Origin of the sequence: Streptomyces guryensis (assembly GCF_021261325.1) — a bacterium.
Lineage (GTDB): Bacteria > Actinomycetota > Actinomycetes > Streptomycetales > Streptomycetaceae > Streptomyces > Streptomyces guryensis.
On sequence record NZ_JAJSBI010000009.1, the window covers coordinates 234,114 to 260,290 of the forward strand.

Here is a 26,177-nt window from a genome sequence, read left to right on the forward strand (position 1 = left end):
TGGAGGAGAACCACATGACCGACCGAATAACCGTCGAAGAGCTGGCCGAACTCATGAAGAAGTCCGCCGGTGTCACCGTCGCCCCCGAGGAACTCGGGTTGCACAACCCCGGCTTCGACACTCTGGGCGTCGACTCGCTCGGCCTGCTGGGCATCGTCGGCGAACTGGAGAACCGGTACGGCACAGCGATGCCCCCCGACGCCGAACGCTCCAAGACACCCCGGCAGTTCCTCGACCTCGTCAACAGTGCCCTCATGACAGGAGCGTGAGATGACCGGACACACGCAGAACGAGATCACCATCGCGGCGCCGCTGGACCTGGTCTGGGAGATGACCAACGACCTGGAGAACTGGCCACGGCTGTTCACCGAGTACGCCTCCGTCGAGGTCCTGTCCCGGGAGGGGCACAGGACCACCTTCCGGCTGACCATGCACCCGGACGAGAACGGCACCGTGTGGAGCTGGGTCTCCGAACGCGAGCCCGACCGCGACACGCTCACCGTCAGGGCCCGCCGGGTGGAGACGGGACCCTTCGCCCACATGAACATCCACTGGCAGTACGAGGAAGTGCCGGGCGGCACCCGCATGGTGTGGACGCAGGACTTCGCGATGAAACCGGAAGCGCCGGTCGACGACGCCTGGATGACCGACAACATCAACCGGAACTCCAAGGTGCAGATGGGGCTGATCCGGGACCGCATCGAGAAGGCCGCCGCCGAGCGCGGAGCCACGCCGGGTCTGACCGACTGAACCGGACGGAGAACCAGCCCCCATGCACCAGGCACTGATCGTCGCCCGGATGGCCCCCGGTTCGGCCCCGGACATCGCCAAGGTGTTCGCCGAGTCCGACCGGGGGGAGCTGCCGCACCTCGTCGGGGTGGTCCGGCGCAGCCTCTTCCAGTTCGGCGACGTGTACATGCACCTGATCGAGTCCGAGAGGGAGCCCGGCCCCGCCATCACCAAGGTCACCCGGCACCCCGAGTTCCGGGACGTCAGCGAGCGGCTGTCCGCGTACGTCAGCGCGTACGACCCCGAGACCTGGCGTTCCCCGAAGGACGCCATGGCCCAGCGGTTCTACCTCTGGGAGCGCGACCCGGCCGGCTGACCCGGCCGTGTCTCACCGGTCGCCGGGCCCGCGGCATCGCGGGCCCGGCGACCGGTGTTCTGTGTCCGGGGAAGGCCGGATCAGGCCGGGACGTGACAGTCGAACGCGTGCAGATAGGGGTTGACCGGACGGATGTCGTCGATCACCAGCCCCGCCTGGGTCAGCCGGCCGACCATGCTGTCCGTGGTGTGCTTCGCCCCGCCCACGTTGAGGAGCAGCAGCAGGTCCATCGCGGTGCTGAAGCGCATCGAGGGCGACTCGTCGACGAGGTTCTCGATGACCACGACCCGGGCCCCCGGGCCGCCCGCCGCCCGGACGTTGCCCAGCGTCCGGGCGGTGCTGTCGTCGTCCCACTCCAGGATGTTCTTGATGATGTAGACCTCCGCCGCGACCGGGACGGCCACCCGGACGTCACCGGGCACGACGCGCGCACGTTCCGCGAGGTCGCCGCCCGGCCGCAGCCTCGGCAGCGCGTTCTCCACCACCCGCGGCAGGTCGAGCAGACTGCCGTGCAGCGAGGGGTACTTGTCCAGCAGGCTCACCAGCACATGCCCCTGGCCGCCGCCGAGGTCGGCGACCGACGCACTTCCCGACAGGTCGAGGAAGTCGGCGACGTCCCGTGCCGACTGCACGCTGGAGGTCGTCATGGCCCGGTTGAAGACGTCGGCGGACTCCGGGGCGTCCTCGTTCAGATACGGGAAGAACTCCTTGCCGTACAGGTCCTCGACGACATTGCGCCCGGTGCGCACCGCCTCGTCGAGCCTCGGCCAGGCGTCCCAGGTCCATGGCTCGGTGCACCACAGAGAGATGGCGCGCAGGCTGTTCGGATCGTCCTCGCGCAGCAGCCGGGAGACATCGGTGTGGGCGAACGTCCCGTCCGGCAGCTCGGCGAAGACGCCGTAGCAGGACAGGGTGCGCAGCAGCCGCCGCAGCGGCCGGGCCTCGGCCTTCACCGCGGCCGCCAGGTCCTCCGCGGTCATGGGGCGGTCACCGAGGGCGTCGGGGACTCCGAGCCGGGCGGCCGCCCGGAGGGCGGCGGCACATGCCGCCGCGAACGCGAGCTCCCTCAGCCGCATGGACGGCGGTGGGGCTGTCTGTGCGGTCGTCATGTGCCGCTTCCTTCCTTCTGGGCCCGCGGACGGGCCGCGACCTGCGGGTCAGCACATTCCCGCGGGCTGGGAGGCCCGGCAGGAGTTGTGCTCGAAGGTGTTGCCCGTGCCGTGGTCCGCGTTGATGAGATCCGCCGGGGAGTTGCCCTCGACCACGTTGTCGCTGATCCGGTTGCGGTCGCTGGTGACGGCCACAAAGCTCTTGAACAGGACGATGCCGCCCGACAACGGGGAATTGCCGACGTTGTTCCTGACCACGTTCCGCGTCACCAGGGTGTCCTCGGCGCCGGTCAGGACGATGCCGGAGCCCTGCAGGGCGTCCAGCCGTGCGGTCTTCGGGCACGACTTGTTGTTCCGCACCACGAGGTTGTCGCGCACGGTCAGCGCGCCGGCCTTCGGCTTGTTCTCGTCGCCGACGACGAACATCGCCACGCAGTTGGCTGTCGCGCGGTTGCCGGCGACGGTGAGGTTGCGCAGGCGCCGGACCGTCAGACCGATCCGGTTGCCCTCCAGCCGGTTGTGGTCGATCAGTGTTCCCCCGGTGTCCGTGGCGCCCGCCTCCTCATTGATCGTGTTGGCGAGGAAGACACCCGCGTCGCCGTTGTTCAGGGCGCTGTTGTCCCGGATCAGCCCGCGGACCGAGCGCTCCTGGGCGATGCCCCACACGCCGTTTCGGGCCGTGGTCACGTTCTGAACGGTCAGCCGGTCGGTCGCCATGGCGAACACCCCGGTCCTGGCGAAGCCGGTGACGGTCAGCGAAGCGATGGTGACACCCTCGACGTCACGGTCCTTCGTGCCCAGGACGCAGATGCCGTTGCCGCCCTCGGCACAGCTGTTGGCGGCCTTCTTCACGCTCGGCTCGATCACTGTGCTGCGCCCCATGCCCCGCAGGGTCAGCCCGGGCGTGGTCACCTTGACGCTCTCGTGGAACGTGCCGGGGGCCACAAGCACGGTGTCTCCGGGCTGGGCGGCGTCCACCGCCTTCTGGATCGACTGGCCCGGCATGACCACATGGAACGCATGACGGGCGGCCGGCGGAGCGGCACCCAGTCCGGTCCCGACCACCACTGCGGTGCACACCATGTACACAATGCGGTATTTCTTCATATTGCGAACGCTATGACCTGATAGACCGCTTACCTGCTGGATGGGCCATTCGGCGGCGTGTCCCGCGCGCGCCGCCTCTGCCGCGGCCCCGGGGCGGGGCGCCGTGCGTCAAACAGGTCGATAACCGGAGATACTTCGTATGGCGCCGTCGGAGTGGCCGGGGCGTGTGGCGTGAGCAGGCCGCTGCGGGCCGGGCGGGAGCGATGTTGATCCGTGTTCTTCTCGTCGAGGAGACCGACCTGGTGCGCGGGGCGCTGGCTGCCCTGCTGACACGCGAGGAGGACATCGAGGTGGTCGCGGCGGCACCGGGGTGCGGGCAGGCTGTCACGCGGGCGATGGCGTACCGGCCCGATGTCGTCGTCATCGACTGTGACGGCGACGCCGTCGAGGAGGGGGCGCTCGGCACCTCGCAGGAGCTGAGCGAGCGGCTTCCGGAGTGCCGGATCCTGCTGGTGGCCGGCACGGCGACGCCCGAGTATCTGCGCCGGGCGCTGGCCCAGCGCGTCACGGGACTCATCGGCAGGAACAGCCCCAGCGACTTCCTGACGGAGGGCGTGCGCAAGGTGGCGGCGGGGGAGCGGTTCATCGACCCGGAGCTGGCGCTGCTGGCGCTGTCCTCGGCCGGGAGCCCGCTGACCCCCAGGGAGCTCGAGGTGCTGCGGCTGACGGCGGAGGGCAGCCCGACGCGGGAGATCGCCGCCCGGCTGTCGCTGTCGGTGGGAACGGTCCGCAATCATCTGAACGCGGTCTCCAGGAAGACCGGTGCACGCAACCGCATCGACGCGATCCGGATCGCCCGGCAGTCGGGATGGCTGTAGCCGGGGCCGTCGGCCTTCTGGCTCACGTCCCTTTCCGGTAGGCGAGTTCGCCGCCGGCGGACGGTCGCGTCGCGTCTGCTCGTCCGTCCCAGTGGCCGATCAGGTCGCGGTAGAGGGCGCAGTCGGCCATCAGCTGATCGTGCGTGCCGAGGCGGCAGCGCGAGCCGTCCATGACGAGGACGAGGTCGGCGCGCAGCGCGGAACTGATCCGGTGGGCGCAGACGATCAGAGTGGCCGGGCGACGGGCGAAGGCGCGTTCGGCGACCGCCTCTGCCGCCGGGTCGAGGTGACAGGTGGCCTCGTCCAGCACGACCAGCCGGGCCGACGGCAGCAGGGCCCGGACCAGGGCGATCAGCTGGCGCTCGCCCGCGGAGAGCACGGCCGGGTCCAGGGTCGCGTCGTAGCCGCCGAGGCGCCGGACGAGCGCCTGCGCACCGATGGCACGGACCGCCGAGTCCAGCTCGGCCGTGGTGGCCGCGGGCTGAAGGTAGGCGAGGTTCTCGCGCAGGGTGCCGGTGAAGACGTAGGCCTCCTGCGGGATCAGCACACGCGACCGCGACAGCCGCTCCCGATCCAGTTCCCGCACCGGCACACCCCCCAGCCGGATCCGGCCGGCCCGCGGTTCGAGCACCCCGGCCATGAGCGCGGCCAGCGTCGACTTGCCCGCCCCGCTGGGCCCGACGACCGCCAGGTGGGTACCGGACGCGAGGACGAGATCCAGCCCCCGGACGACCGGTTCGGCGGAACGGGCATACCCGAAGGTGACCCCGCACAACTCGACACGACCGTCGCGGGGCTGCGGTGCCGGGGAGGCGCGGGCGGGCGCTCCCGGGCCGGCGCTGATGGCGGGCAGCCCGTCCGGTTCGGTGCTGCCGCCGAGAGGCAGCGGCCGTCCGCCCATGCCGACCGATCCTCGGCCGCCGGCCCTCAGCGCTGCCCGACCGGGGGCAACGGACCGGGCGTTCGCCGGCGGGGCGCCCTTCTCCGAGGATGGCACGGGGGGCTGGGTGCTGTCGGGCGTGGCGTGTGTTTCCGGGGTTGGCGGCTCTTCCGGCCTACCCGTCACTGTCGTGGGGAAGGGGCTGGTGGCTTCGCGTTTTTCCGGAGTGGGTGCGGGTGGCGGGGTGTTGTCCGGCGGGGCGTCCTTTTGTGGGGTCGGCAGCATGCCGGGCTTGCCCGTGGCTGTGCTGGGGCAGGGGGTGGTGGCCTTGCGGCTTCCGGGGCTGGGTGCGGGGGGCAGGGTGTTGTCGGGTGTGGGGTCCTTTTCCGGGACGGGTGGCTCTCCGGGCTCGGCCGCCCCTGTCTTCGGGGGGCTCGTGACCTTGCGCTCACCCGGGCTGGGTGCGGGTGGCGGGGTGTTGTCCGGCGGGGCGTCCTTTTGTGGGATCGGCAGCATGCCGGGCTTGCCCGTGGCTGTGCCCGGGTAGCGGGTGGTGGCCTTGCGGCTCCCCGGGCCGGGTGCAGCTGGCGTGGTCTTGTTCGGTCCGGGGTTCGTATCCGGGGGTGGTGGATCTTCGAGTCTGCCCGGGGCCGTCCTCGGCGAGAAGGCCGCTGCCCTGCGTCCAACGTCGGCAGCAGACGGGGGCTTGTCCTGTATGGCGCCCCTCGTCCGGGACCGTGGCTCTCCGGGCCCGTCCGTCAGCGCTCTGGGGAGAATGCCTGTGGTCCCCCCTCCCCAACCATCGGCCGCGGACGGTGTGTTGCCCGGACTGGTGTCGGCAGGTCGGGGCCGGGTCGGTGCCGGTGCCGTCGGGGTGGACGCTTCCAGGATTCGGGTCAGGGTCACCAGTAGCCACAGGCCGCTGCCGCCGAGGCCCTGGACGAAGCCCCGTAGAGCCGGTTGCAGGGACTGGGAGACATATGTCAGCGCACCCAGGACGGCGCCGGTCGTCACGCCGCCGCGGACCAGCCAAGGGGTTCCGGCCAGGATGAGCACGATCGGCAGCCAGCCGCCGACGCCCAGTGCGGCGGTCCGCACGGCGGTGAGCCGGGCCAGGGCGCGGGCCGCGTCGGCCGCCGCGTCGATGCGGACGCCGACCCGAGCACGCACGACGTCCTCGGCGCCGCAGGCGGTGACGTCCCGCAGCCCGTCGGCCACCGCGCCCACCTGCTCGGCGATGGCCTCGTCGGCCAGCACCACCGCCCGCTGCCGGGCGGCCATGGCACGCAGGGCCAGCAGGAACAGTGCGAGCCCGGCCGCCAGGGGCGGCAGCACGAACAGCAGCAGGGCGGGATCGAGTACCGCCAGCCCGAGCAGCACACTCACCGCGGTGACCGAGAAGGTCTGCACGAACATCACGATCGCCCCGTACGACTCACGGGCGATCTCGACCTGTTCGGTCAGCCGTGCCACGCCCGCCGTGTCGGCCGGTCCGGTGAGGCGGGCGGAGCGCTGCAGGGTGCCCGTGGTGACGAGGGTGACCAGGTCGTCGCGGAACGGTTCGACGACGCCGGCCAGTTGCAGCGTGGCCTGCCGGGTGCCCCAGGCTCCGAGCAGGGCGGCGCAGGCCAGCAGCCCCAGCCAGCCGAGGCCCTCGGCACTGCGGCCGGCGAGGAAACCGTCGTCGACGGCCCGGGCCACCAGCCAGCCGGACAGCAGCGCCGGCACCGCCTGGACCAGCGACCAGCCGGTGAGCCGTACGAACTCCCGGCGCCGGGCGCGGAGCGTGGAGCGAAGCAGGCCGCGGGCCGCCCGGTTCATGGCGGGCCCTCGTCGGGCGGCGGCTCCGGACGGAAGACGGCCCGGTACTCAGGGTCCGCCCACAGCGCGCGGTGGGTGCCCTGGCCGCGCACCCGGCCCGCGTCGAGCCACACGACGTGGTCCGCGCGGGCCGCGGTGGACGCCCGGTGGGTCACCACGAGCCGGGTACGGCGTGCGAGGCGCCCGGACCCGGCGAGCACCTGGCCGATGTGGTGCTCGGTGACCGTGTCGAGGCCGGCCGTCACGTCATCGAGCACCAGAAGACGGCCGGCCGGGCCCGCCTGGACGAACGCGCGTGCCAGGCCCACCCGTTGGGTCTCCCCGCCGGACAGCGGCGCCGCGGCCGGCCGGGTGCCGTACCCCTCGGGCAGGGTCTGGAGGAAGGTGTCGGCGCGGGCGGCGGTCGCCCCCGCCAGCACCTCGGCCCGCGCAGGGGCGCGTGTCCCGAAGGCGATCGCGTCGGCATACGTCTCGCCCAGCAGCACCGGCCGGTCGAAGCCGTACGCGACGGCCCGCCGCAGCGCCGCGCGGTCCACGTCACGCAGCGGCACACCGTCGAGCAGTACCTCGCCCTCGTCCGGGTCGGCCAGCCGCCCGGCCAGCGCGGCGAGCAGCGACTTGCCGGATCCCGAACGCCCCACGACGGCCGTCAACAGGCCTGGTGGCGGGGCCAGCTCGATTCCGTCCAGCACCCTGCCGCCCTCCGCCGCGCGGACGGTCACCCGCCGGAACTCCAGGCGGCCGCCGCCCCCGTCCGGCAGCCGCGCGTCGCCGTACGTCACCGCGGGTTCCGCCAGCACCTCGGCGACCCGCCCCGCCGTGGCGCGCGCGAAGGCGAGCCGGTGCGCCGAGGCCGCCAGTGAACTCACGCCCGTGGCCAGCAGCACGTACTCGCTCGCGGCGAGCGTCTGACCCGGTGTGATGCGGCCCCGGGCGAGCTCCAGGCCCGCCACCGCCAGCACCGCGACCTCCAGCAGGGGGACGACCGCCGCGTCCCGCGCGGAGACCCGGGCGTAGGCCCGCCACATCCCCATGCCATGGCGGTGCAGCTCCGGCAGCGGCTCCAGGATCCGCTCCGCTTCCCGGGCAGTGGTCCCGGCGGCGGTGATGGAGCGGATTCCGGTGAGGGCGTCGACGAGCCGGGCGGCGATACGGCCCTGGGTGGCGAAGTAGCGGTCGTTGACGTCGGAGACGTCACGGACGAAGGCGCGCACCACCAGGAGGATCAGCGGCAGTCCGGCCAGGAACGTCAGACAGAGCCAGGGGTCGATCAGGGCCAGGGCCACCACCGCCCCGACCGGCGGGAGCAGTTCGGTGACCGCCCACACCAGGCCCGACGGGGCGCTGCCGGTCCGGGCGGTGTTGCTCACCAGCCGCGTCACCAGGTCGCCGGGGGTGTGGCGGCGGGTGGCCCGGGTGCCCATGTCGAGGACGTGCCCCAGCAGGGTGTGCCGCAGCCATGCAGTGCAGCGGGAGTTGGCGACGGCGCCCGCGTAGTCGTCCGCCGCGTCGCACACCACGAGCAGCGTGACGGCGACGGCGGACAGGCTCAGCCACCGGGTGGCGTCGCCGCGCCCCAGCACGGCGTCGACCGTGCGACCCATGACGGCGGGCAGAACGACGTAGACCCCGGCGAGCACAAGGGACGTGGCGGCCAGGAGGATGCCCCAGGTGCCGCCCCGCCGGACCGCCGTCAGCAGCAGGCGGTCCGCCGCGCGTCGCTCCACCGGCCGCTCCCGTCTCCCGTCTTCGGATGGTTCCAGCGGAAAGGGGCGGGGACACCTGAGGTGTTCCCGCCCTCGGGGTGAGAACTAGCAGAGCAGCAGGCTCAGCCGGCTGCCTCCGCAGCCCTTGCTCGCGCGGCTGCCCGGCGGCGGATAGTGTCCGGTTTCGGTCTCGATGGTGAGGCCCTGCAGTTCGAGGAGCGACATGATGTCCTCACCTCCTCTCTCGTACTCGCGTGGGGACGGGGAAGTCATGAGCGGGCACGTCGGGTGTCAGGAACGGCAGTCCGGCCGGCCGGGAGTGGAATGCGGCGCCCAGCGCGAGCAGGACGCCCGCGCCGCCGGTGGCCAGGTCCATGGAAAGCCGCAGCAACTGCTCGCCGGGGAAGGCCAGTTGCCCGTCCAGGAGGCAGGCGTGGCGGGCCAGGCGGCGTACGTGGTCGGCGATCAGGTGGTCCCGCTCGGCGGCCGTGCCGGGCGGGTACGGGCGGCTGAGGTGGAGAATCATCCCGGCGAGGCCGTCGAACAGCCCGGGCTCGATGTAGAAGGACGCCCTGGCCGCCTTGCGGATCGCCGCGGCGGCGTCCAGGAACTCCTCGTCCGCGCGGTGGGCCAGGTAGTCCTCCAGGACCATGCCGATGCCCACGCTGCCGTCGGCGAGATACGGCATGGTGCGCCAGCCCTCGTTCACCTCCATCGACCCCTCCTCGCGCAGGACGCAGCGCCGCAGGTCCTGGCGCAGCGCGGTCGCGGCCAGGTCGAGCAGGGCCGGGTCCTTGCTGCGCTCGTACAGGCGCAGGAAGAACAGCGCCGGTCCGGACGCCCCGTACATCAGCCCCGCCCTGGGGTGGGCACCGCCGCTGGTCTCCGCGACGCCGTCAGCCGGGCCCAGGCGGTCGGCGACGACCTCCGCCACCCGGCAGGCGGTGTCACGGCAGGTGGCGTCGCCGGTGGTGATCGCGAAGTGCAGCAGGTTGAGCCCGATGCCGGACAGGCCGCCCTTGAGGTCGAGGGGGAGGGGTTCCCACCGTTCGTCCAGGCACATGTCGAGGACCTTGACGGCCTCCTCGTGGTGCCCGAGGTGCTGCAGGACGTGGGCGACGCCGTGCAGGCCGTCGTAGAAGCCGAGGCGGGTGCCGGGTGCCGGGTCGAGTGCGTGCCGGATCAGCCACTCCTCGTGGCCGGGATGGCGTCCCGCGCCCGTCACGTCCAGCGCGTACAGCACGCCTGCCGCGCCGTGGGCGAGGCCCAGGCCGCCGCCCGGGAGCAGGAACTGGTCGATGTCGCCCGGGAAGAGCCGGTCGTGGCGCTCCGGTGCGGCGGCGGCCAGCACGGCGGCGGCGATCGAGTCCCGGGTGTGCAGCCAGCCCGCCCGGTCGGGCTCCAGCCGGGGCGCGTCGCCCGCGCCGGAGTCGATGCCGTGGGCGCCGGTGATGGTGCGTACGGCCTCGTCGAGGAACCCGCGCGGGACCGGGAACAGCTCGGCGGCCTCCCTGGCGAGCTGCCCCGCCTTGCCGGCGTCCAGTTCGATCAGACCGGTCAGCGGCAGGAACAGGAACAGCCGCAGACTGGCCAGCGCGTACCGGTCGATGTCGAAGCCGGTGGCGCCGCGCGGGGCGATGAAGCCCGGCGCCGCCAGCACCTGGCGCCGTGCCTGCGCCACGTCCGCGGCGCCCTCGAAGTCGACCAGCACCACCCTGCCGTCCGGGCTGACCAGGATGTTGTCCGTGTGCACGTCCCCTATCACGATGCCCCGCTCGTGGACCGCCGCGACCGCCTCCTCCACCTGCCGGTGGATGTCGAGGGCCCAGTCGGTGTAGTCGGCGAAGGCGGCGGGGGCCGGGTCCAGCGCGGCGAGCGGATAGCGCTTGACGAACTCGGTGTACAGAGCCGTGGCCTCGACGAACTCCTCGACGAGGAAGTGGTGGCCGCCCAGTTCGAAGTGGTCGCGGAGCGCGGGCACGAACGGCAGGCCGGCCAGCCGTTCCAGGGCCTCCCGCTCGCGCCGGAGCCGGGTGACGGCGTCCGCGCCGTCCGGGGTGAGCCCCGCGTGCGGCCGCCCCTCCTTGAGGACGACACGCTCCTGCGTCCGCGTGTCCACTCCGGCGTACAGTCCGCCGCCGTTGGAGAAGTGCAGCGCCTTCTCGATCCGGTACGGCAGGTCGGCGACGGTGGTGCGGCGGCTCTCGGCGAGGTGCGGTTCGAGGAAGCCGGGCAGCTGCACCCACTCGGGCACCAGGAAGGTGGGGCCGCGGACGTCGGGCACCAGACGGCCGGAGGGGTCCTCCACCGCCTGCTCCAGCACGCCGTCGTCCGACACGCAGTACCGGTCGGCGAAGGCCCCGTACCTGACGTAGAGCGGACCGTCGCCCCAGCGCAGGTCGCTGAGGATGTACGGGCCCGACCTGCCGTCGAGCAGGCCGCCCAGCTCGGTGAGGATGCGCTCGCACCCGGCCTCGTCCACGGGGTAGACGGTCACGAACTTGCCGCTGGAGCCGCGGTGCGCGTACTTCGCGTTGGCCAGGAACAGGGCGTCCATGCCGGGCAGGAACTTGAAGGCGATGCGGCGCGGGACGCAGTAGTCCCACACCTCGTCCAGGATCGACTGCGCGTTGTCGGGACACGCCGAGACATGGATCTTCCAGCCCTGCCGGGGGAACACGGTGTCGGTGGGACGGCACACCACCCAGTCGCCGAGTTCCTCGCGCGCCCACGAGCCGGGGAGCCGACGGCCGGCCTGCCGGAAGCGGCCGTGTGTCCGGCCATGGTGTGGTGCGTCGTAGAAACGGGGGTCGGTGAGGCAGTAGACCTCGTACCGCTTGTCCACGGGAGTCTCCAAGGGTTCAGTCCGCCTCCCCGGTGCCTCTCACCTCCCACGATGGCAGAAGGCGCAGGCGCGGGCATCGTGCGTCTGTCACCTGACGGACGTGGGATTCACACAGGTCCCCTGTGTCGAACGCACACCCCGCGGAGGGGATAATCACTACCGAAGGCGTATGCGAACTTCCCGAGGAGGCCGTGATTCCCGCCATGCGCGACGGTTCCGGACGATGAGCGTCGCCGACTCCTTCCCGCTCGGTGCCGCCACCACGCTCGACGAACTCGCCCGGGATCCGCATCCGCGACTGGCGCTGCTGCGGGCGCACGAGCCCGTGTCCTGGCTGCCGGAGCTGGGCGGCTGGCTGGTGACCCGCCGCGACCTCGCGCTGCAGGTGATGCGGGACGCGGCGACCTTCACCGTCGACGACCCCCGGTTCTCCACCGCGCAGGTCGTCGGGCCGAGCATGCTGTCGCTGGACGGGGAGCAGCACACCCGCCACCGCGAGCCCTTCAACTCCCCTTTCCGCCCACGGCAGGTGCGCGACGGCTTCGCCTCGTTCATCGAGCAGGAGACCGGACGGCTCATCAACGCACTGGAGTCGGCGGGCGCGGCCGAACCGAGACGTGCCTTCGCCGGACCGCTCGCGGTCGCCGTCGTGACCGAGGCGCTCGGGCTGGTCGGAGTCGGCACGGACACGGTGCTGACCTGGTACGACGCCATCGTGCGGGAGGTCTCCGACATCACCGCCGGACACGCGGCGGGACCCGCCGGAGCAGCGGCGTACGCGGAGCTGCGGGCCGCCGTGGAGGACACGGTCGCCGAAGGGGGCAGTTCCTCGCCGCTGGTCTTGGCCGCCGGGCGGCTGGCGCTGCCCGAAGTGGCGTCCAACGCAGCGGTCCTGATGTTCGGGGGCATCGAAACCACCGAGGCGATGATCACCAACGCCCTGCTGCACCTACTGCGCCATCCCGGTCAACTCGCCCTCGTACTCCGCGACTTCGAGCTGCTGGACGGTGCGATCGAGGAGTCGCTGCGCCTGGAACCCGGAGCGGCCGTCGTGGACCGGTACGCGGTATGTGACACAGCACTGGGTCCGGCCGGCGTCCGCCGGGGCGATCTGGTCACCGTCTCCCTGGCCGGCGCCAACCGCGACCCGGCCGTCTTCCCCGACCCCGACCGCTTCGACGTCCGCCGCGAGAACGCACGCCTCCAACTGGCCTTCGCACACGGCCCGCACCACTGCATCGCCGCCCACCTGGCCCGCCTGGAGACCCGCATCGCTCTCCAGCGCCTGCTGCAACGTCTCCCCGCCCTGCGCCTCGCCCCGGACCGCCCCACCGCCCCGTACGGCCTGGTCTTCCGCAAACCCCCCGCCCTGCACGTGCGGTGGGACAGCCCCCGCTGAGCGGCCCATCGCAGCGCAACGTCCGGACCACCGGGAGTGACACGCCCGGGACGAGGGTTCCGGCTCGGGCCCACGACTCATAGGTTCTTCGTGTGAACAGCGAGAGCCGAGAACGAGCGGGACGATTCGTCCAGTTGCACCAGCAGGGCTGCTTTCTGCTTCCCAACGCGTGGGACGTGGGCAGCGCCCGGATCCTGGAGTCGGCCGGCTTCCCCGCCGTGGCGACCACCAGCGCGGGAGTCGCGTTCTCCCTGGGGCGCCCGGACCACGACTTCTTCAGCGAGCAGGCGCCAGAGGACCGCGTCGACCGCGAGACGATGCTGCGCCGCGTCCGCGAGATCGCCGACGAGGTCACGGTGCCGCTCAGCGCCGACCTCGAGGACGGGTACGGCGAGGCCCCCGAGACCGTGGCGACCACGATCTCCATGGCGCTCGCGGCCGGCGCGGCGGGAGGCAACATCGAGGACTTCACCGGCGACCGCAAGGGGCCGCTCTACGACCCGGCCCTCGCAGCCGACCGCATCCGTGCCGCCCGCGCTGCCGTGGACGCGGGCGGCGAGCCCTTCGTCCTGGTCGGCCGGACCGACGTGCTGCTGGTCGGCGGCACGCTCGACGAGTGCATCCGGCGGGCCAACGCCTACCTGGCCGCCGGGGCGGACTGCGCGTTCGTACCAGGCGCCGCCGATGCCACGACCATCGGCACCCTGGTGCGTGAACTCGACGGCCCGCTCAACGTCGTCATGGGCCTGACGGGCGGCACGCTGTCACTGGACGATCTGCGTGAACTCGGCGTACGGCGGGTCACGGTCGGCGGCAGCATCGCCCGGGCGATGTACCGCCACCTGCTGAGCGCAGCGCGGGAACTGGCCGACCGGGGCACCTTCTCCTACGCCGACGACCAGATCCCGCAGTCGGACCTCAACCACCTCTTCCAGCCGCGGCCTTGACGCTCAGCCGGCGAGGTCGAGGCCGTCGACGACATGCCTCAGAAAGCCCGCCGCCGTGCCGCCGTCGCAGACGCGGTGGTCGAAGGTCAGGGACACGTTGACGACCTTGCGGACCTCGACGCGGCCGTCCTTCACCCAGGGGCGGTCGGTGACGCGGCCCACGCCGATCATCGCCGCCTGAGGGTGGTTGAGGATCGGCGTGGCGCCGTCGACGTCGAAGCCGCCGTAGTTGTTCAGGGTGAAGGTACCGCCGGTGCGGTGCTCGGCGGGCAGTGCTCCCCGGCGCGCCAGGGCGGTGAGCCGCCGTAGTTCGGCGGCCAGGTCGCCGAGCGAGAGGCGGTCGGCGTCACGGACCACGGGGACGACCAGGCCGTGGTCGGTCTGCGCGGCGAAGCCGAGATGCACCTGAGGCAGGCGGACGAGCTCCTGACGGTCGGCGTCGACACGGGAGTTGAGCTCCGGGAAGGCGGCCAGCGCGTCGAGGCAGGCCCGGGCGAGGAGGGGCATCAGCCCCGTGCCGAGGGTGGTGCGGGCGGTGAGCAGGCCGCTCGCGTCGGTGTCCGCCCAGATGGTCACGGCAGGGGTGTCACGGTGCCCGCGGACGAACTTGCCGGCGGAGGGGCCCAGCGGGATCCGGGTGGCGGCCCCCGGAGCAGGAGCCGGAGCGTCCTGCTCATGCACGGCGTCGGCCGTGCCGGTCGTGGCCGTCCGGCGGGGCGACGGCTTGCATCCGGGCCGGCCCGACGTCCCGTAGCCGGTCAGGACGGCGCCCGAGCCCGATGCCTCCGCCGACTCCTCCACGGTCAGCAGCGGCGCCCCCACCTCGACGACCGCGCCGGCCCCGCAGTGCAGGGCGGTGACGATCCCCGCGAACGGACTCGGCAGCGTCACCACGGACTTGGCCGTCTCGACCTCCGCAACGACCTGATCGTGCTCGACGGGGTCGCCCACGGCGACCAACCACTCCACCACCTCCGCCTCGGCCAGCCCCTCACCCAGGTCGGGCAGGAGGAACGTACGGCCGGGCGGGGGCGCGTCCGCGGCGGGAAGAGGGTGGCGGGCCCGTCGCGCCGAGGGCAGCAGGCGGTGCAGGCCGTCGAGCACCCGGCGCACGCCCGGCAGATGGGCGTCCTCCAGCAGCGGCGGCGGATACGGGATGTCGAACCCCGTGACCCGCAGCACGGGCGCCCGCAGCGCGTCGAAACAGTGCTCCTGCACCCGCGCCGCGATCTCGGCGCCGACCCCGGCGAAGCCCTGCGCCTCGTGCACCACCAGGCAGCGGCCGGTCCGGCGCACCGACGCGGTCAGCGCGCGGTCGTCGAGGGGCACGAGGGTGCGCAGATCCAGCACCTCGACGTCCAGGCCCTGCGCGGCGGCCAGCCGGGCCGCTTCGAGGGCTACGGCGACCGAGGGACCGTAGGCGACGAGCGTGGCGTCGGCTCCGGCGCGGCGCACGGCCGCGGTGCCGAACGGTCCGGTGCGGACCGGGAGTTGGAGGGGCTCCTTGGCCCAGTAGCGGCGCTTCGGCTCCAGGAAGATCACCGGGTCCGGGTCGTCGATCGCCTCGCGCAGCAGGGAGTAGGCGTCCGCCGCCGTCGCCGGGGTCACGACCTTCAGACCCGCCGTGTGCGCGTAGTACGCCTCGCTGGAGTCGCTGTGGTGCTCCACGCCGCCGATGCCGCCGCCGTAGGGGATCCGGACGACCAGGGGCAGCGCGAGGGCGCCGCGGGTGCGGTTGCGCATCTTCGCCATGTGGGAGGTGATCTGCTCGAACGCCGGGTAGGCGAACGCGTCGAACTGCATCTCCACCACCGGCCGCCATCCGGTCATCGCCATCCCGATGGCGAGGCCCGCGATGCCGGCCTCGCTGACCGGTGTGTCGAAGCAGCGGCCGTCGCCGAAGGCGTCCCGCAGCCCGTCGGTGACCCGGAAGACGCCGCCGAGGCGTCCGACGTCCTCGCCGAAGACCACAACCCTTTCGTCCGCACCCAGCGCGTCCCGCAGGGCGGAGTTGAGGGCCTGGGCCATCCCCGTGTCGACCGCGGTCATGTCAGCAATCCTCCAGGTCGGCCAACTCGGCCCGCAGGGCGGCTCGTTGGTCGGCGATGTGTGGGGTCGGCGAAGAGAAGACATGGTCGAAGAGGGCCTCCGGGTTCAACTCCGGGTCGGTGTAAAGCCGTTCGCGTACGTCGGTGGCGTACGCCTCCGCCTCGGCGGCCGCCGCCTTCACCTCGGCGTCGGTCAGCAGACCCCGCGCGCGCAGCTCCGACTCCAGCCGGGCGATCGGGTCGCGCTGCCGCCAGCCGTCGGCCTCGGCGGCCGTGCGGTAGCGGGAGGGGTCGTCGGCGCTGGTGTGGGGGCCCATCCGGTAGGTGTGCGCCTCGACCAGCCACGGCCCACCGCCCGCCCGGGCGTCCTCGACCGCCGTCGTCAGTACGGCGAGCACGGCGGCGGCGTCGTTGCCGTCCACCTGCTCCGAGCGGATGCCGTAGCCGACTCCCTTGTACGCCAGGCCCGGTGCCGCGCACTGCTCGGACAGCGGGACGGAGATGGCGTACCCGTTGTTCTGCACCAGGAACACCACCGGGGCCTTCAGCACGCCCGCCAGGTTGAGGGCTTCATGGAAGTCGCCCTCGCTGGTGGCTCCGTCGCCCACGAGCGCGAGGGCGACGGTGTCCGCGCCCTTGAGGCGCTCGCCGTGGGCCAGTCCCGTGGCGTGCGCGGCGTGAGTGGCCAGCGGGGTGCACTGCGGTGCCGTGCGGTGCCGCACCGGGTCGTAGCCGCAGTGGGCGTCCCCGCGCAGCAGCGTCAGCGCCTCGACCGCGTCGATCCCGCGGCTGACCAGCGACACGCAGTCGCGGTAGGTGGGGAACAGCCAGTCCGTGGCGCGCAGGGCGAGCGCGGCGCCCACCTGACAGGCCTCCTGGCCGAGGCTGGAGGGATGGACCGCGAGCCTGCCCTGCCGGGCGAGCGCCGTCGCCTGCTCGTCGAAGCGGCGCCCGACGACCATCTTCCGGTACGCCGCCAGCAGGGACTCGGCCGACGGCTCGGCGTACGTCCTGCCCGCCGTCCCGGCGTCCGACGACAGAAGGGAAACCGGAACCGGGGAGGGGAGCCAAGGCGAGGGCTCTCGCGCATTCCCCGCTCTCGTTCCCGTCGGCTTGTTGCCCATGTATCCGCCACCCTTTCCGAACGGCTTTCGCGCTTCGGATGATCTCCGCAGCACGTGGGGTTCTCAACTGCCCGGCAGCTAAGGGCGGGTGAAGCGGAACTGAACAGTCCGCTGTTCGACATAAGGAGAGGGTAAGCGCTTCCTATCTGTTGACCAGGCGTCGCCAAAAGGTAATTCGTGCGTCGCCCGCCCTTCCTGAAGCGCCGGTTCCAATTGATCAGCGAAACGCGGCACTGCGGAAGGCAAGCGAAGATGTCCGGAGTACGCCCGGGAACACGTCACTACACCGTCGTCTGTTCCTCATGTGGAAACCGTTACGAGGACGACGGTCTCCTCCTCGACTGCCCCCGTCGGCACGAACCGGCATTCCTGCGCACCGAGTACAACAGTGACCACGGCACAACCGGAACCCGCGCCGGTGAAAGCACCGGCCTGTTCCGGCATGCCCCGCTGCTGCCGGTGGCGCGCACCTTCCCCGACGTTCCCGGCCCGGTCGTCCACCGCGCCGAACGGCTCGGCCGCCGTATCGGCCTCGACCGGCTGTGGGTCGCCTTCAACGGGTACCGGCCGGAACGCGGGGCGCTCCTGCCGACCTGTACGTTCAAGGACCTGGAGGCCTACACGGTGCTCGGCCGGCTGCCCGCCGAGCCGCCCGTGCTCGTGATTCCCTCCGCGGGCAACACCGCCGCCGCCTTCGCCTGGGCCGCCACCCGCCACCGGGTGCCCTGCCTGCTCGTCGTACCCGCACCTGCCCTGGAGCGGATGCGCTTCCCGGCACCGCTCGACCCCCGTGTCCGGCTCGTCGTCCTCGACGGCACCGCCACCTACAGCGACGCCATCGCCTGCGCCGACCTGCTCTCCGCCCTCCCCGGCCACCACGCCGAGGGCGGCTCGCGCAACGTCGGCCGCCGCGACGGCCTGGGCACCGTCATGCTGGCCGCCGCCGATGCCCTGGGACGCCTGCCGGAGACCTATGTGCAGGCCGTCGGCAGTGGCACCGGAGCCATCGGCGCCCACGAGGCGGCCCGCAGACTGCGCGCCGACGGCGAGACACTGCCCCGCCTGCTGATGTGCCAGAACGCGCCCTTCGCACCGCTGTACGACGCCTGGCGATGTACCGGCGCGACTCCCACCGGCCGGGACCGGGACGACCACGGCCACAGCGACAGCGATCGCGAGCTCGAGCCGCTGGCACGCGAACTGACCAACCGGCGCCCCCCGTTCACCGTCCGCGGAGGCGTGCGCGACGTGCTCACCGAGAGCGGCGGCGACGTCCTGTGCACCGACAACGTCGCCGCCGTCGCCGCCATGGCCCTCTTCGAGGAGGTCGAGGGCATCGACATCGAGCCGGGCGCCGGAGTGGCCCTGGCCGCCCTGGCCGAGGCGGCACGGACCGGCCGCGTCCGCCGCGACGAACTCGTCCTCCTCAACATCACCGGAGGCGGCCGGGCCCGGCAGGCCCGCGACCTGTCGCTGATACCCGCCGAACCCTGGTTGCGCGTGCCGTGGCCCGGACGAGACGAGGGCCCGCGGGCCGTGGCCGAGCTCGTGGCACGGCAGCTGACCGGCCTCGCGGCGGTCACGGAGGCCGCCCGATGACCGTCCCGAACGCGTCGGACGTGTCCGCCGCCCAGCGCTCGATGTGGTTCGGACAGCGGCTCGACCCCGCCGGGCCCGCCTACAACGTGGGCGAGTACACGGAGATCCACGGCCCCGTCGACCCCGTCCGCTTCCGGGCGGCCGTCCGGCAGGTGGTGGCGGCCACCGAGACACTTCGGGTCCGGTTCGCGGCCGAGGACGACGAAGTCCGCCGGTTCGTCGACACCGACCCCGACTGGGACCTGCCCGTCGTCGACCTCACGGGCGAGGCCGACCCCCGGTCGGCCGCCGAGGCATGGATGGCCGCCGACTTCGCCACACCGTTCGACCTCGACCGGCCCCCGCTGTTCGCGTACGCCCTGCTGCACCTCACGCACACGCACTGGATCTGGTACCAGCGCTACCACCACATCGCCGTCGACGGCTACAGCTGCTCCCTCGTCGCGCGCCGGGTCGCCGACGCCTACAGCGCCCTCGTCGCGGGCACGCCGCACACCCCGCCGCCCGCGCCCCTCGCCCCACTGGTCGACGCGGACGAGGCCTACCGCGCCGGCCAACGGCACGCGGCGGACCGGGAGTTCTGGGCGACCGCGCTCGCCGACCGCCCCGACCCGGTGAGCCTGTCCACCCGCCCGCCGCACGTCGCCGGACGCTTCCTGCGCCGCACCGGTCATCTCCGGCAGGCGGCGGGGGACCTGGTGCACGCGGCCGCCGAACAGGCCGGCACCCGCTGGTCGCGCGTCCTGCTCGCGGCGACCGCCGCCTATCTGCACCGGCTCACCGGAGCCCGGGACGTCGTCCTGGGCCTCGCCGTCACCGCCCGCGAGAGCGAGACCGAACTCGCCACGCCGGGCATGGCGTCCAACGTGCTTCCGCTACGGCTGTCCGTACGGCCCGACACCGCCGCCCACGACCTCGTACGCCGGACGGCCTCAGCCACCCGGGACCTGCTGGCGCACCAGCGCCTGCGCGGCGAGGACCTGCGCCGGGAGGCGGCCTGGCCGCAGGAGGGGCCGCGCTTCTTCGGGCCCGTCGTCAACATCATGGCCTTCGGTCCGGAACTGCGGTTCGCGGGGCATGCGACCACCCGCCACAACCTGTCCACGGGGCCCGTGGAGGACCTCGCCGTCAACGTGTACGACCGTGCGGACGGCGACGGCATCCGCATCGACCTCGACGCGGGCCCCGACCACTACACGGATGCCGAACTCGCCGCCCACCACCGGCGCTTCGCCCGCTTCGTGGAGCACTTCGCCGCAGCCGTCCTCGCCACCGGCACCCCGGTCGGCCGGGTCGAGGCGACACTGCCCGAGGAGCGGGCAGACGCCCGGCTCGTCGGCGCCGCCGCACCCGCGGGAGCGGCGACGACCGTGCCGGGGCTCTTCGTTGCCTGGGCCGCGGCCACCCCGGACGCCACCGCGATCGTCCACGGCGAACGCACCACCACATACCGGCAGTTGAACACCCGCGCCAACCGGCTCGCACACCGGCTGATCGCCCTCGGCGTCCGGCCGGAGGACCTCGTGGCGGTCCTGATGGACCGCTCCGACGGGCTCCTCGCCGCGCTCCTGGCCGTGCTCAAGTCGGGCGCCGCATACGTCGGCCTCGACCCGCGCGCACCGGCCGCCCGCACCCGGCAGCTCCTGGCCGAGACGGGCGCGCACATCCTGCTGACCGACGCCGAGCCCACCGAGCCGTACGACGGGGTCACCACGGTCGGTCCCGGGGATCCGACGCTCGCCGCCGAACCGGACACGGACCCCGCCGTGCTCCCGCACCCGGCCCAACTCGCCTACGTCAGCTACACCTCCGGCTCCACCGGCATCCCCAAGGGCGTCGCCGTCACCCACCACGACGTCACCGCCCTGGCCACCGACTCGGCGTTCGGCGACGGCGCGCACGCGCGCGTGCTGGTGCACTCGCCGACGGCGTTCGACGCCTCGACCTACGAGATGTGGGTGCCGCTGCTGAACGGCGGCACCGCCGTGGTCGCCGCGCCGGACGAGACCGTGGACGCCGCCGCCGTCGCCCGTCTGACGGAGCGGCACGGGCTGACGGCCATGTGGCTCACCGCCGGGCTGTTCCGTCTCGCCGCGGAGGAGGACCCGGGCTGCTTCGCAGGGCTGCGCCAGGTGTGGACCGGCGGAGAGGCGGTGCCCGCGGCCGCGGTCCGCCGCGTTCTGGCAGCCTGCCCGGGGCTGACCGTCACCGACGGCTACGGCCCGACCGAGACCACCACCTTCGCCACCTCCCGCCCCTGCACCCCGGGCGCTCCCGTCCCCGACCCGCTGCCCATCGGCCGCCCTCTGGACGGCATGCGCGCCTACGTCCTCGACGGGGCCCTGCAGCCACTCCCGCGGGGCACGGTGGGGGAGTTGTACGTCGCGGGCCCCGGCGTGGCCCGCGGCTACCTCGGCCGTCCGGGCACGACCGCCGAACGCTTCACCGCCGACCCGTACGGCCCGCCCGGCACTCGCATGTACCGCACCGGTGACCACGCGCGCGTGACGGCAGACGGCGAGCTGGAGTTCCACGGTCGCGCGGACGGCCAGGTCAAACTCCGCGGCTTCCGCATCGAACCGGGCGAGGTGGAGACGGCTCTCGCCACCCACCCCCACGTCGCGCAGGCGGTGGCCGTCGTCCGCGAGGACCGGCCGGGCGATCGCCGGCTGGTCGCGTACGCGGCCTGTCAGGCCCACGCCGGCGCCCCCACCTCCGAAGCCCTGCGCGACCACCTCGCCGTCCGTCTGCCCGACTTCATGGTCCCCACGGCCGTCGTCGTCCTCGACCGGCTGCCGCTGACCCCCAACGGCAAGCTCGACCGGGCCGCGCTGCCCGCCCCGCCCACCGTGGCCGCCCCGCAGACGCACGCCCCACGCACCCCCCACGAGGACGTCCTGTGCGCCCACTTCGCCGAGCTGCTCGGCCTCCCGGACGTCGGACCCCGTGACAGCTTCTTCGCCCTCGGCGGCCACTCCCTGCTCGCTCTTCGCCTGCTCGGGCGCGTCCGCACCACCCTCGGCGTCGAACTGACTCTGCGTGACGTCTTCCAGGCGCCCACTCCGACCGGTCTCGCACGCCTGCTGGCCGGAGCCGGGACGGCCGTACGCCCCGCCCCGCGGCCGACTGAGCGCAAGGCCCCCGGCGAGGCCCCGCTGTCGTCCGCCCAGCGGCGGCTGTGGTTCCTGCACCGGCTGGAGGGCCCCGGCGCGGCCTACAACATCCCGCTCGCCCTACGGCTGACCGGCACCGGCCTCGACGTGGACGCCCTGCGCGCGGCCCTCGCCGACCTCGTCGCCCGGCACGAGATCCTGCGCACCGTCTACCCGGACGCCGGCGGCCTGCCGTGTCAGCGGCTGCTGGAGCCCGGTATACCGGACCTGTCCGTCGGTCATGCGATCGCGGCCGAACTGCCCGAGGCCCTGGGCCGGTTGGCGGGGCAAGGGTTCGAGATCTCTGAACGCGTCCCGTTCCGCGCCCACCTCCTCGCCCTCGGCCCCGAGGACCACGTCCTCCTCCTCGTCCTGCACCACATCGCCGCCGACGGCTGGTCCCTGGACCCCCTGCTGCTGGACCTGGCGACCGCCTACCGGGCCCGGTCGGAGGGCCGGGAGCCGGACTGGGCGCCCCTGCCCCTCCAGTACGCCGACTACTGCGTCTGGCAGCGCGACGTGCTCGGCGACGACCAGGACCGTCAACTCGACCACTGGCGCCGGGCGCTCGCCGGACTCCCCGACGAACTCCCCCTCCCCGCCGACCGTCCGCGCCCCGCCCGCGCCACCCACCAGGGCGGCGACATCCCCGTCCGGCTCGACGCGGACCTGCACCGACGGCTGCGCGCTCTGGCCGGCGAAACCGGCACCACGGTGTTCATGGCCGTGCAGGCGGGCCTCGCCGCCCTGCTGACCCGGCTGGGCGCGGGCACCGACATCCCGCTCGGCACGCCGGTCGCCGGCCGCCCCGACGAGGCGCTGGACGACCTCGTCGGCTGCTTCGTCAACACGCTCGTGCTGCGCACCGACACCTCGGGCGACCCCAGCTTCCGGGAACTGCTCGCCCGGGTCCGGGAGGCCGACCTGGCGGCCTACGCCCACCAGGAACTGCCCTTCGAGCACCTCGTGGAAGCCCTCAACCCGCCCCGCTCACTCGCCCGGCACCCGCTCTTCCAGGTGATGCTGGCCTTCCGCCCCACCGCGGGACCCCACCTCGACCTCCCCGGGCTGCACTCCCGGACGCTCCCCGTGGAGACCGGCGCCACCAAGATCGACCTGACCTTCAACCTCGGCGAGCACCGCACCCCCGACGGATCCCCGGACGGGATCGAGGGCATCCTCCAGTACAGCGCCGACCTCTTCGACCGGTCGACGGCCGAGGACCTGGCCGCGCGTCTGGAACGCCTCCTGCGGGCCGCCGTCCGCCATCCTGACCAGGCCATCGGCACCCATGACATCCTCGACGACCGCGAACGGCACCGGCTTCTGACCGGGTTCAACGACACGGCACGCGACGTACCGGACACCACCTTCCCGCGCCTTTTCGAGGCGCGCGCAGCAGAGTCGCCGGACACCGTCGCCGTCGAGGACGGCACCCACTCGCTGACATATCGTCAACTCGACGGGCGGGCCGACCGCCTGGCCCGCGTCCTCGCCTCGCACGGTGCCGGTCCGGGACGGATCGTCGCGTTCTCGCTGCCCCGGTCGGTGGACCTCGCGGTCGCCGTGCTCGCCGTCCTCAAGGCGGGCGCGGCGTATCTGCCGCTGGACCCGGAACATCCGGCCGAGCGCACCGCCCGTCTGCTCGCCGACGCGGACCCGGTGTGTCTGATCGCCCGGGACCGGCTTCCCGCCGACTGCCGTGTCGGCTGCGTGGTCGTGGATCCCGACGCGGCCCCGGACGGTCCGGACACCACACCCCTCCCCGAGGCCCGGCCCGCCGACCCCGCCTACCTGATCTACACCTCCGGCACCACCGGCCGCCCCAAGGGCGTCATCGTCGAGCACCGCAACCTCACCACCTACGTGGCCCGTTGCGTCGAGGCGTACCCGAGCCTGCGCGGCACCTCACTGCTGCACGCAACGATGTCCTTCGACGCCACCGTGACCACCCTGCACGGGGCGCTCGCCGCCGGGGGCCGCGTGCACATCGCCGGCTTCCACGACGCGGGCGCGGCGCCGGCGAAGGGCGGCTACACGTTCCTCAAGGCCACGCCCAGCCACCTCCCGTTGCTGCCCGCCCTGCCGCACGACCTGTCGCCCGCCGAGGAGTTCATGCTGGGCGGCGAGGCACTGGTCGGCGAGGCCCTGCGTACCTGGCGCCGGGACCACCCCGACGTACGCCTGATCAACCACTACGGCCCGACCGAGCTCACCGTCGGCTGCACCGACCACCGCATCGAGCCCGGCGAGGAACTGCCGACCGGACCGGTGCCCGTCGGCCGTCCCATGTGGAACACCCGGGCGTATGTGCTCGATGCCCGGCTGAACCCCGTACCGGTCGGTGTCGAGGGCGAGTTGTACGTCTCCGGTGACCACGTGGCCCGCGGCTACTGGAGGCGGCCCGGTCCGACCGCCGAGCGGTTCGTCGCCGCTCCCTTCGGGCAGCCGGGCGGGCGCATGTACCGGACCGGCGACCTGGCCGTGTGGCTGGCCGACGGCACTCTGGAGCTGCGCGGCCGGGCCGACGGCCAGCTCAAGATCCGCGGACTGCGGATCGAGCCCGGCGAGGTCGAGGGCGTGCTCACCGCCCATTCCGCCGTCGCCCAGGCGGCGGTGGTGGTGCGCGAGGACCGGGACGGCATCCGGCGCCTGGTCGGATACGTCGTCGGAGCCGCCGAGGCGGACTGCCCCGCCGTACTGGCGCACGCCGCCCGCCACCTGCCCGCCCACATGGTCCCCGAGGCGCTCGTGGCGCTCGACGCGCTGCCGATGACACCCAACGGCAAGTTGGACCGCGCCGCCCTGCCGGCCCCGGCCGCCGCCCGGAAGACGACGACGGGACGCGCCCCACGGACTCCCCAGGAGACGGCCCTCAGGGACCTCTTCGCCGAGGTCCTCGGGGTCCCCGCCGAGGGCATCGGTGTCGACGAGGGCTTCTTCGACCTGGGCGGCGACAGCATCACCTCCATCCACCTGGTGAGTCGCGCGCTCGCCGAAGGGCTGCGGCTGGCCCCGCGGGACGTGTTCGAGCACCGCACGGTCGCCGGTCTCGCCGCCGCGGCGGCCGACCGTCCGGCTCCCGGTCCGGTCCCGGAACACGACTCACCGATCGGCACCCTGCCCCTCACCCCGGCCATGCACCGGGTGCGGGAACGCGGCGGCCCGATCGGGGCGTTCAGCCAGTCGGTGCTGCTCGTCTCCCCCGCGGGCGCGGACGAGCAGCGCCTGACCGCCGCGCTGCAGGCCCTCCTCGACCATCACGACGTCCTACGGATGCGGCTGACGCCCGACGGGCGGGCGGCCGAGATTCCTCCCCCGGGGACCGTCGACGCGGCCGCGGTGCTGGAATGCGTTCCCGAACCGGCCGACTTCGCGCAGGTGCTGAACGACTCCGCCTCCCGACTCAGGCCGGACCTCGGTCAGTTGCTGCGCGCCGTGTGGTGCGAGACCGGTGGCCCCGGCCGTCCCGGACGGCTGCTGCTGACCGTCCACCACCTGGCCGTGGACGGCGTGTCCTGGCGCATCCTGTGCTCCGACCTGGCCGCGGCCTGGCGTGCGGAGGAACTGCCCGAGCGGGGCACCTCCTTCCGGCACTGGGCCCGCCTGCTGGAGCGGGAGGCCCGCACCGCGGCCCGGACGGCCGAACTGGATGTGTGGCGGCACGTGTTGCAGGAACCCGGCCCCCTGCTGGGCGCGCGCCGGCCCGACCCCCGGCGGGACGTCGTCGGCGAGATGCGCCATCTCACCCGGCAGCTCCCGGCCGAGACGACCGATGAACTGCTCACCACCGTGCCGGCCGCCTTCCACGCCGGACCCGACGACGTCCTGATGGCTGCGCTGGCCGCGGCGTTCGTGCACTGGCGGCGCCCCGAGGACGGCCACCGGGCCCTGCTGCTGGACGTCGAGCGGCACGGCCGCGAGGAGATCGCCGACGGGATCGACCTGTCGCGGACGGTCGGCTGGTTCACCAGCGTCGTGCCTGCCCGGCTCGACCTCGCCGGAGTCGACCCCGCGGATCCGGCCCAGGTCCTCAAAACCGTCAAGGAACAACTGCGGTCCGTCCCGGACCACGGCATCGGATACGGCCTGCTGCGTCACCTCGACCCGTCGAACGGGCCGCTCCTCGCGGCTCTCCCGGCGCCGGAGATCGGCTTCAACTACCTGGGCCGCGCGGCCCGTTCGGTCGGAGGTGACTGGTCCCTCGCGCCGGAACCGCTGCGCAACCTGGGCGCGGTGCACGACCCCGCCATGCCCGTGGCCCACGGCCTGGAGATCACCGCTGTGACCACCGAGGACGGCCGGCTCGACACCACCTGGTCCTGGGCCCCCGGCATCTGGGCCGAGGACGACGTACGCGCCCTCGCGGACCGGTGGCTGGCGGAGCTGACCGCGCAGGCCGAGGGCGCCACCCGCGCGGCGGGCGGGAACACCCCGTCCGACCTGCCCCTGGTGTCGCTGTCCCAAGCAGAGATCGACGAACTCGAAGCCGAGTTCGGCAATGAGTGGAGGTAACC

General features: G+C 73.2%; 16 protein-coding genes. 8 read left to right on the forward strand and 8 right to left on the reverse strand.

The window, feature by feature from the left end:
- Positions 1 to 14 precede the first annotated feature (14 nt).
- Genes LJ657_RS20175 through LJ657_RS20185 form a run of 3 tightly spaced genes read left to right on the forward strand, consistent with a single transcriptional unit; the run spans position 15 to position 1,105 of the window.
- Positions 15 to 269 (forward strand): acyl carrier protein, encoded by a 255-nt coding sequence (locus LJ657_RS20175; protein ID WP_232650080.1) that lies wholly within the window; start codon positions 15 to 17, stop codon positions 267 to 269.
- Between the two features lies 1 nt (position 270).
- A complete protein-coding gene (locus tag LJ657_RS20180; RefSeq protein ID WP_232650081.1) occupies positions 271 to 750 on the forward strand; it encodes an SRPBCC family protein in 480 nt (159 codons plus the stop codon).
- A gap of 22 nt (positions 751 to 772) precedes the next feature.
- Positions 773 to 1,105 carry a TcmI family type II polyketide cyclase gene (locus LJ657_RS20185; RefSeq protein WP_232650082.1) on the forward strand — a complete coding sequence of 111 codons (333 nt, stop codon included), beginning with the start codon at positions 773 to 775 and terminating at the stop codon, positions 1,103 to 1,105.
- 80 nt (positions 1,106 to 1,185) lie between these two features.
- Here LJ657_RS20185 and LJ657_RS20190 read toward each other — a convergent pair whose 3' ends face one another.
- Both LJ657_RS20190 and LJ657_RS20195 read right to left on the reverse strand, forming a co-directional pair.
- Positions 1,186 to 2,214 (reverse strand): methyltransferase, encoded by a 1,029-nt coding sequence (locus tag LJ657_RS20190; protein WP_232650083.1) that lies wholly within the window; start codon positions 2,212 to 2,214, stop codon positions 1,186 to 1,188.
- Positions 2,215 to 2,262: 48 nt separating this feature from the next.
- Positions 2,263 to 3,321 carry a right-handed parallel beta-helix repeat-containing protein gene (locus tag LJ657_RS20195; RefSeq protein WP_232650085.1) on the reverse strand — a complete coding sequence of 353 codons (1,059 nt, stop codon included), beginning with the start codon at positions 3,319 to 3,321 and terminating at the stop codon, positions 2,263 to 2,265.
- A gap of 206 nt (positions 3,322 to 3,527) precedes the next feature.
- Between LJ657_RS20195 and LJ657_RS20200 the strand changes: the two genes are divergently transcribed.
- Complete coding sequence (locus LJ657_RS20200; RefSeq protein WP_232650086.1) at positions 3,528 to 4,139, forward strand: response regulator transcription factor; 612 nt, start codon at positions 3,528 to 3,530, stop codon at positions 4,137 to 4,139.
- A gap of 22 nt (positions 4,140 to 4,161) precedes the next feature.
- On the opposite strand, the gene LJ657_RS20205 is transcribed toward LJ657_RS20200, so the two are convergent.
- The 4 genes from LJ657_RS20205 to lanKC all read right to left on the reverse strand — a co-directional run bounded on the left by LJ657_RS20205 (position 4,162) and on the right by lanKC (position 11,391).
- Entirely contained in the window at positions 4,162 to 6,840 is a 2,679-nt protein-coding gene (locus LJ657_RS20205; protein WP_232650088.1) for an ATP-binding cassette domain-containing protein, read from the reverse strand.
- Positions 6,837 to 8,567 (reverse strand): ABC transporter ATP-binding protein, encoded by a 1,731-nt coding sequence (locus LJ657_RS20210; RefSeq protein ID WP_232650089.1) that lies wholly within the window; start codon positions 8,565 to 8,567, stop codon positions 6,837 to 6,839. The genes LJ657_RS20205 and LJ657_RS20210 overlap by 4 nt, the downstream gene beginning before the upstream one ends.
- 84 nt (positions 8,568 to 8,651) lie before the next feature.
- Positions 8,652 to 8,771, reverse strand: coding sequence for a SapB/AmfS family lanthipeptide (locus LJ657_RS20215; RefSeq protein ID WP_232650091.1), 120 nt, complete (start codon positions 8,769 to 8,771; stop codon positions 8,652 to 8,654).
- A 7-nt stretch (positions 8,772 to 8,778) separates the two neighbouring features.
- Entirely contained in the window at positions 8,779 to 11,391 is a 2,613-nt protein-coding gene (lanKC, locus tag LJ657_RS20220) for a class III lanthionine synthetase LanKC (RefSeq protein ID WP_232650093.1), read from the reverse strand.
- A 223-nt stretch (positions 11,392 to 11,614) separates the two neighbouring features.
- Here lanKC and LJ657_RS20225 point away from each other — a divergent pair, with 223 nt between their 5' ends.
- Both LJ657_RS20225 and LJ657_RS20230 read left to right on the forward strand, forming a co-directional pair.
- On the forward strand, positions 11,615 to 12,790 hold the full coding sequence (locus tag LJ657_RS20225; protein WP_232650096.1) for a cytochrome P450: 1,176 nt from the start codon (positions 11,615 to 11,617) through the stop codon (positions 12,788 to 12,790).
- 92 nt (positions 12,791 to 12,882) lie between these two features.
- A complete protein-coding gene (locus LJ657_RS20230) occupies positions 12,883 to 13,737 on the forward strand; it encodes an isocitrate lyase/PEP mutase family protein (RefSeq protein ID WP_232650097.1) in 855 nt (284 codons plus the stop codon).
- Positions 13,738 to 13,740: 3 nt separating this feature from the next.
- On the opposite strand, the gene LJ657_RS48980 is transcribed toward LJ657_RS20230, so the two are convergent.
- Both LJ657_RS48980 and pdhA read right to left on the reverse strand, forming a co-directional pair.
- Positions 13,741 to 15,786, reverse strand: coding sequence for a 2-oxo acid dehydrogenase subunit E2 (locus LJ657_RS48980; RefSeq protein WP_372487938.1), 2,046 nt, complete (start codon positions 15,784 to 15,786; stop codon positions 13,741 to 13,743).
- Between the two features lies 1 nt (position 15,787).
- Positions 15,788 to 16,909: a pyruvate dehydrogenase (acetyl-transferring) E1 component subunit alpha gene (pdhA, locus tag LJ657_RS20245; RefSeq protein ID WP_232650099.1), complete on the reverse strand. Its 1,122-nt coding sequence runs from the start codon at positions 16,907 to 16,909 to the stop codon at positions 15,788 to 15,790.
- Positions 16,910 to 17,161: 252 nt separating this feature from the next.
- On the opposite strand from pdhA, the gene LJ657_RS20250 reads away from it, so the two are divergent.
- Together LJ657_RS20250 and LJ657_RS20255 are read left to right on the forward strand one after the other, a co-directional pair.
- The gene (locus tag LJ657_RS20250) at positions 17,162 to 18,508 is read left to right on the forward strand and encodes a cysteate synthase (RefSeq protein ID WP_232650100.1); all 1,347 of its coding nucleotides are present in this window, start codon (positions 17,162 to 17,164) and stop codon (positions 18,506 to 18,508) included.
- A complete protein-coding gene (locus LJ657_RS20255; protein WP_232650102.1) occupies positions 18,505 to 26,175 on the forward strand; it encodes a non-ribosomal peptide synthetase in 7,671 nt (2,556 codons plus the stop codon). Before LJ657_RS20250 ends, LJ657_RS20255 begins: the two co-directional genes overlap by 4 nt.
- Positions 26,176 to 26,177 lie beyond the last annotated feature (2 nt).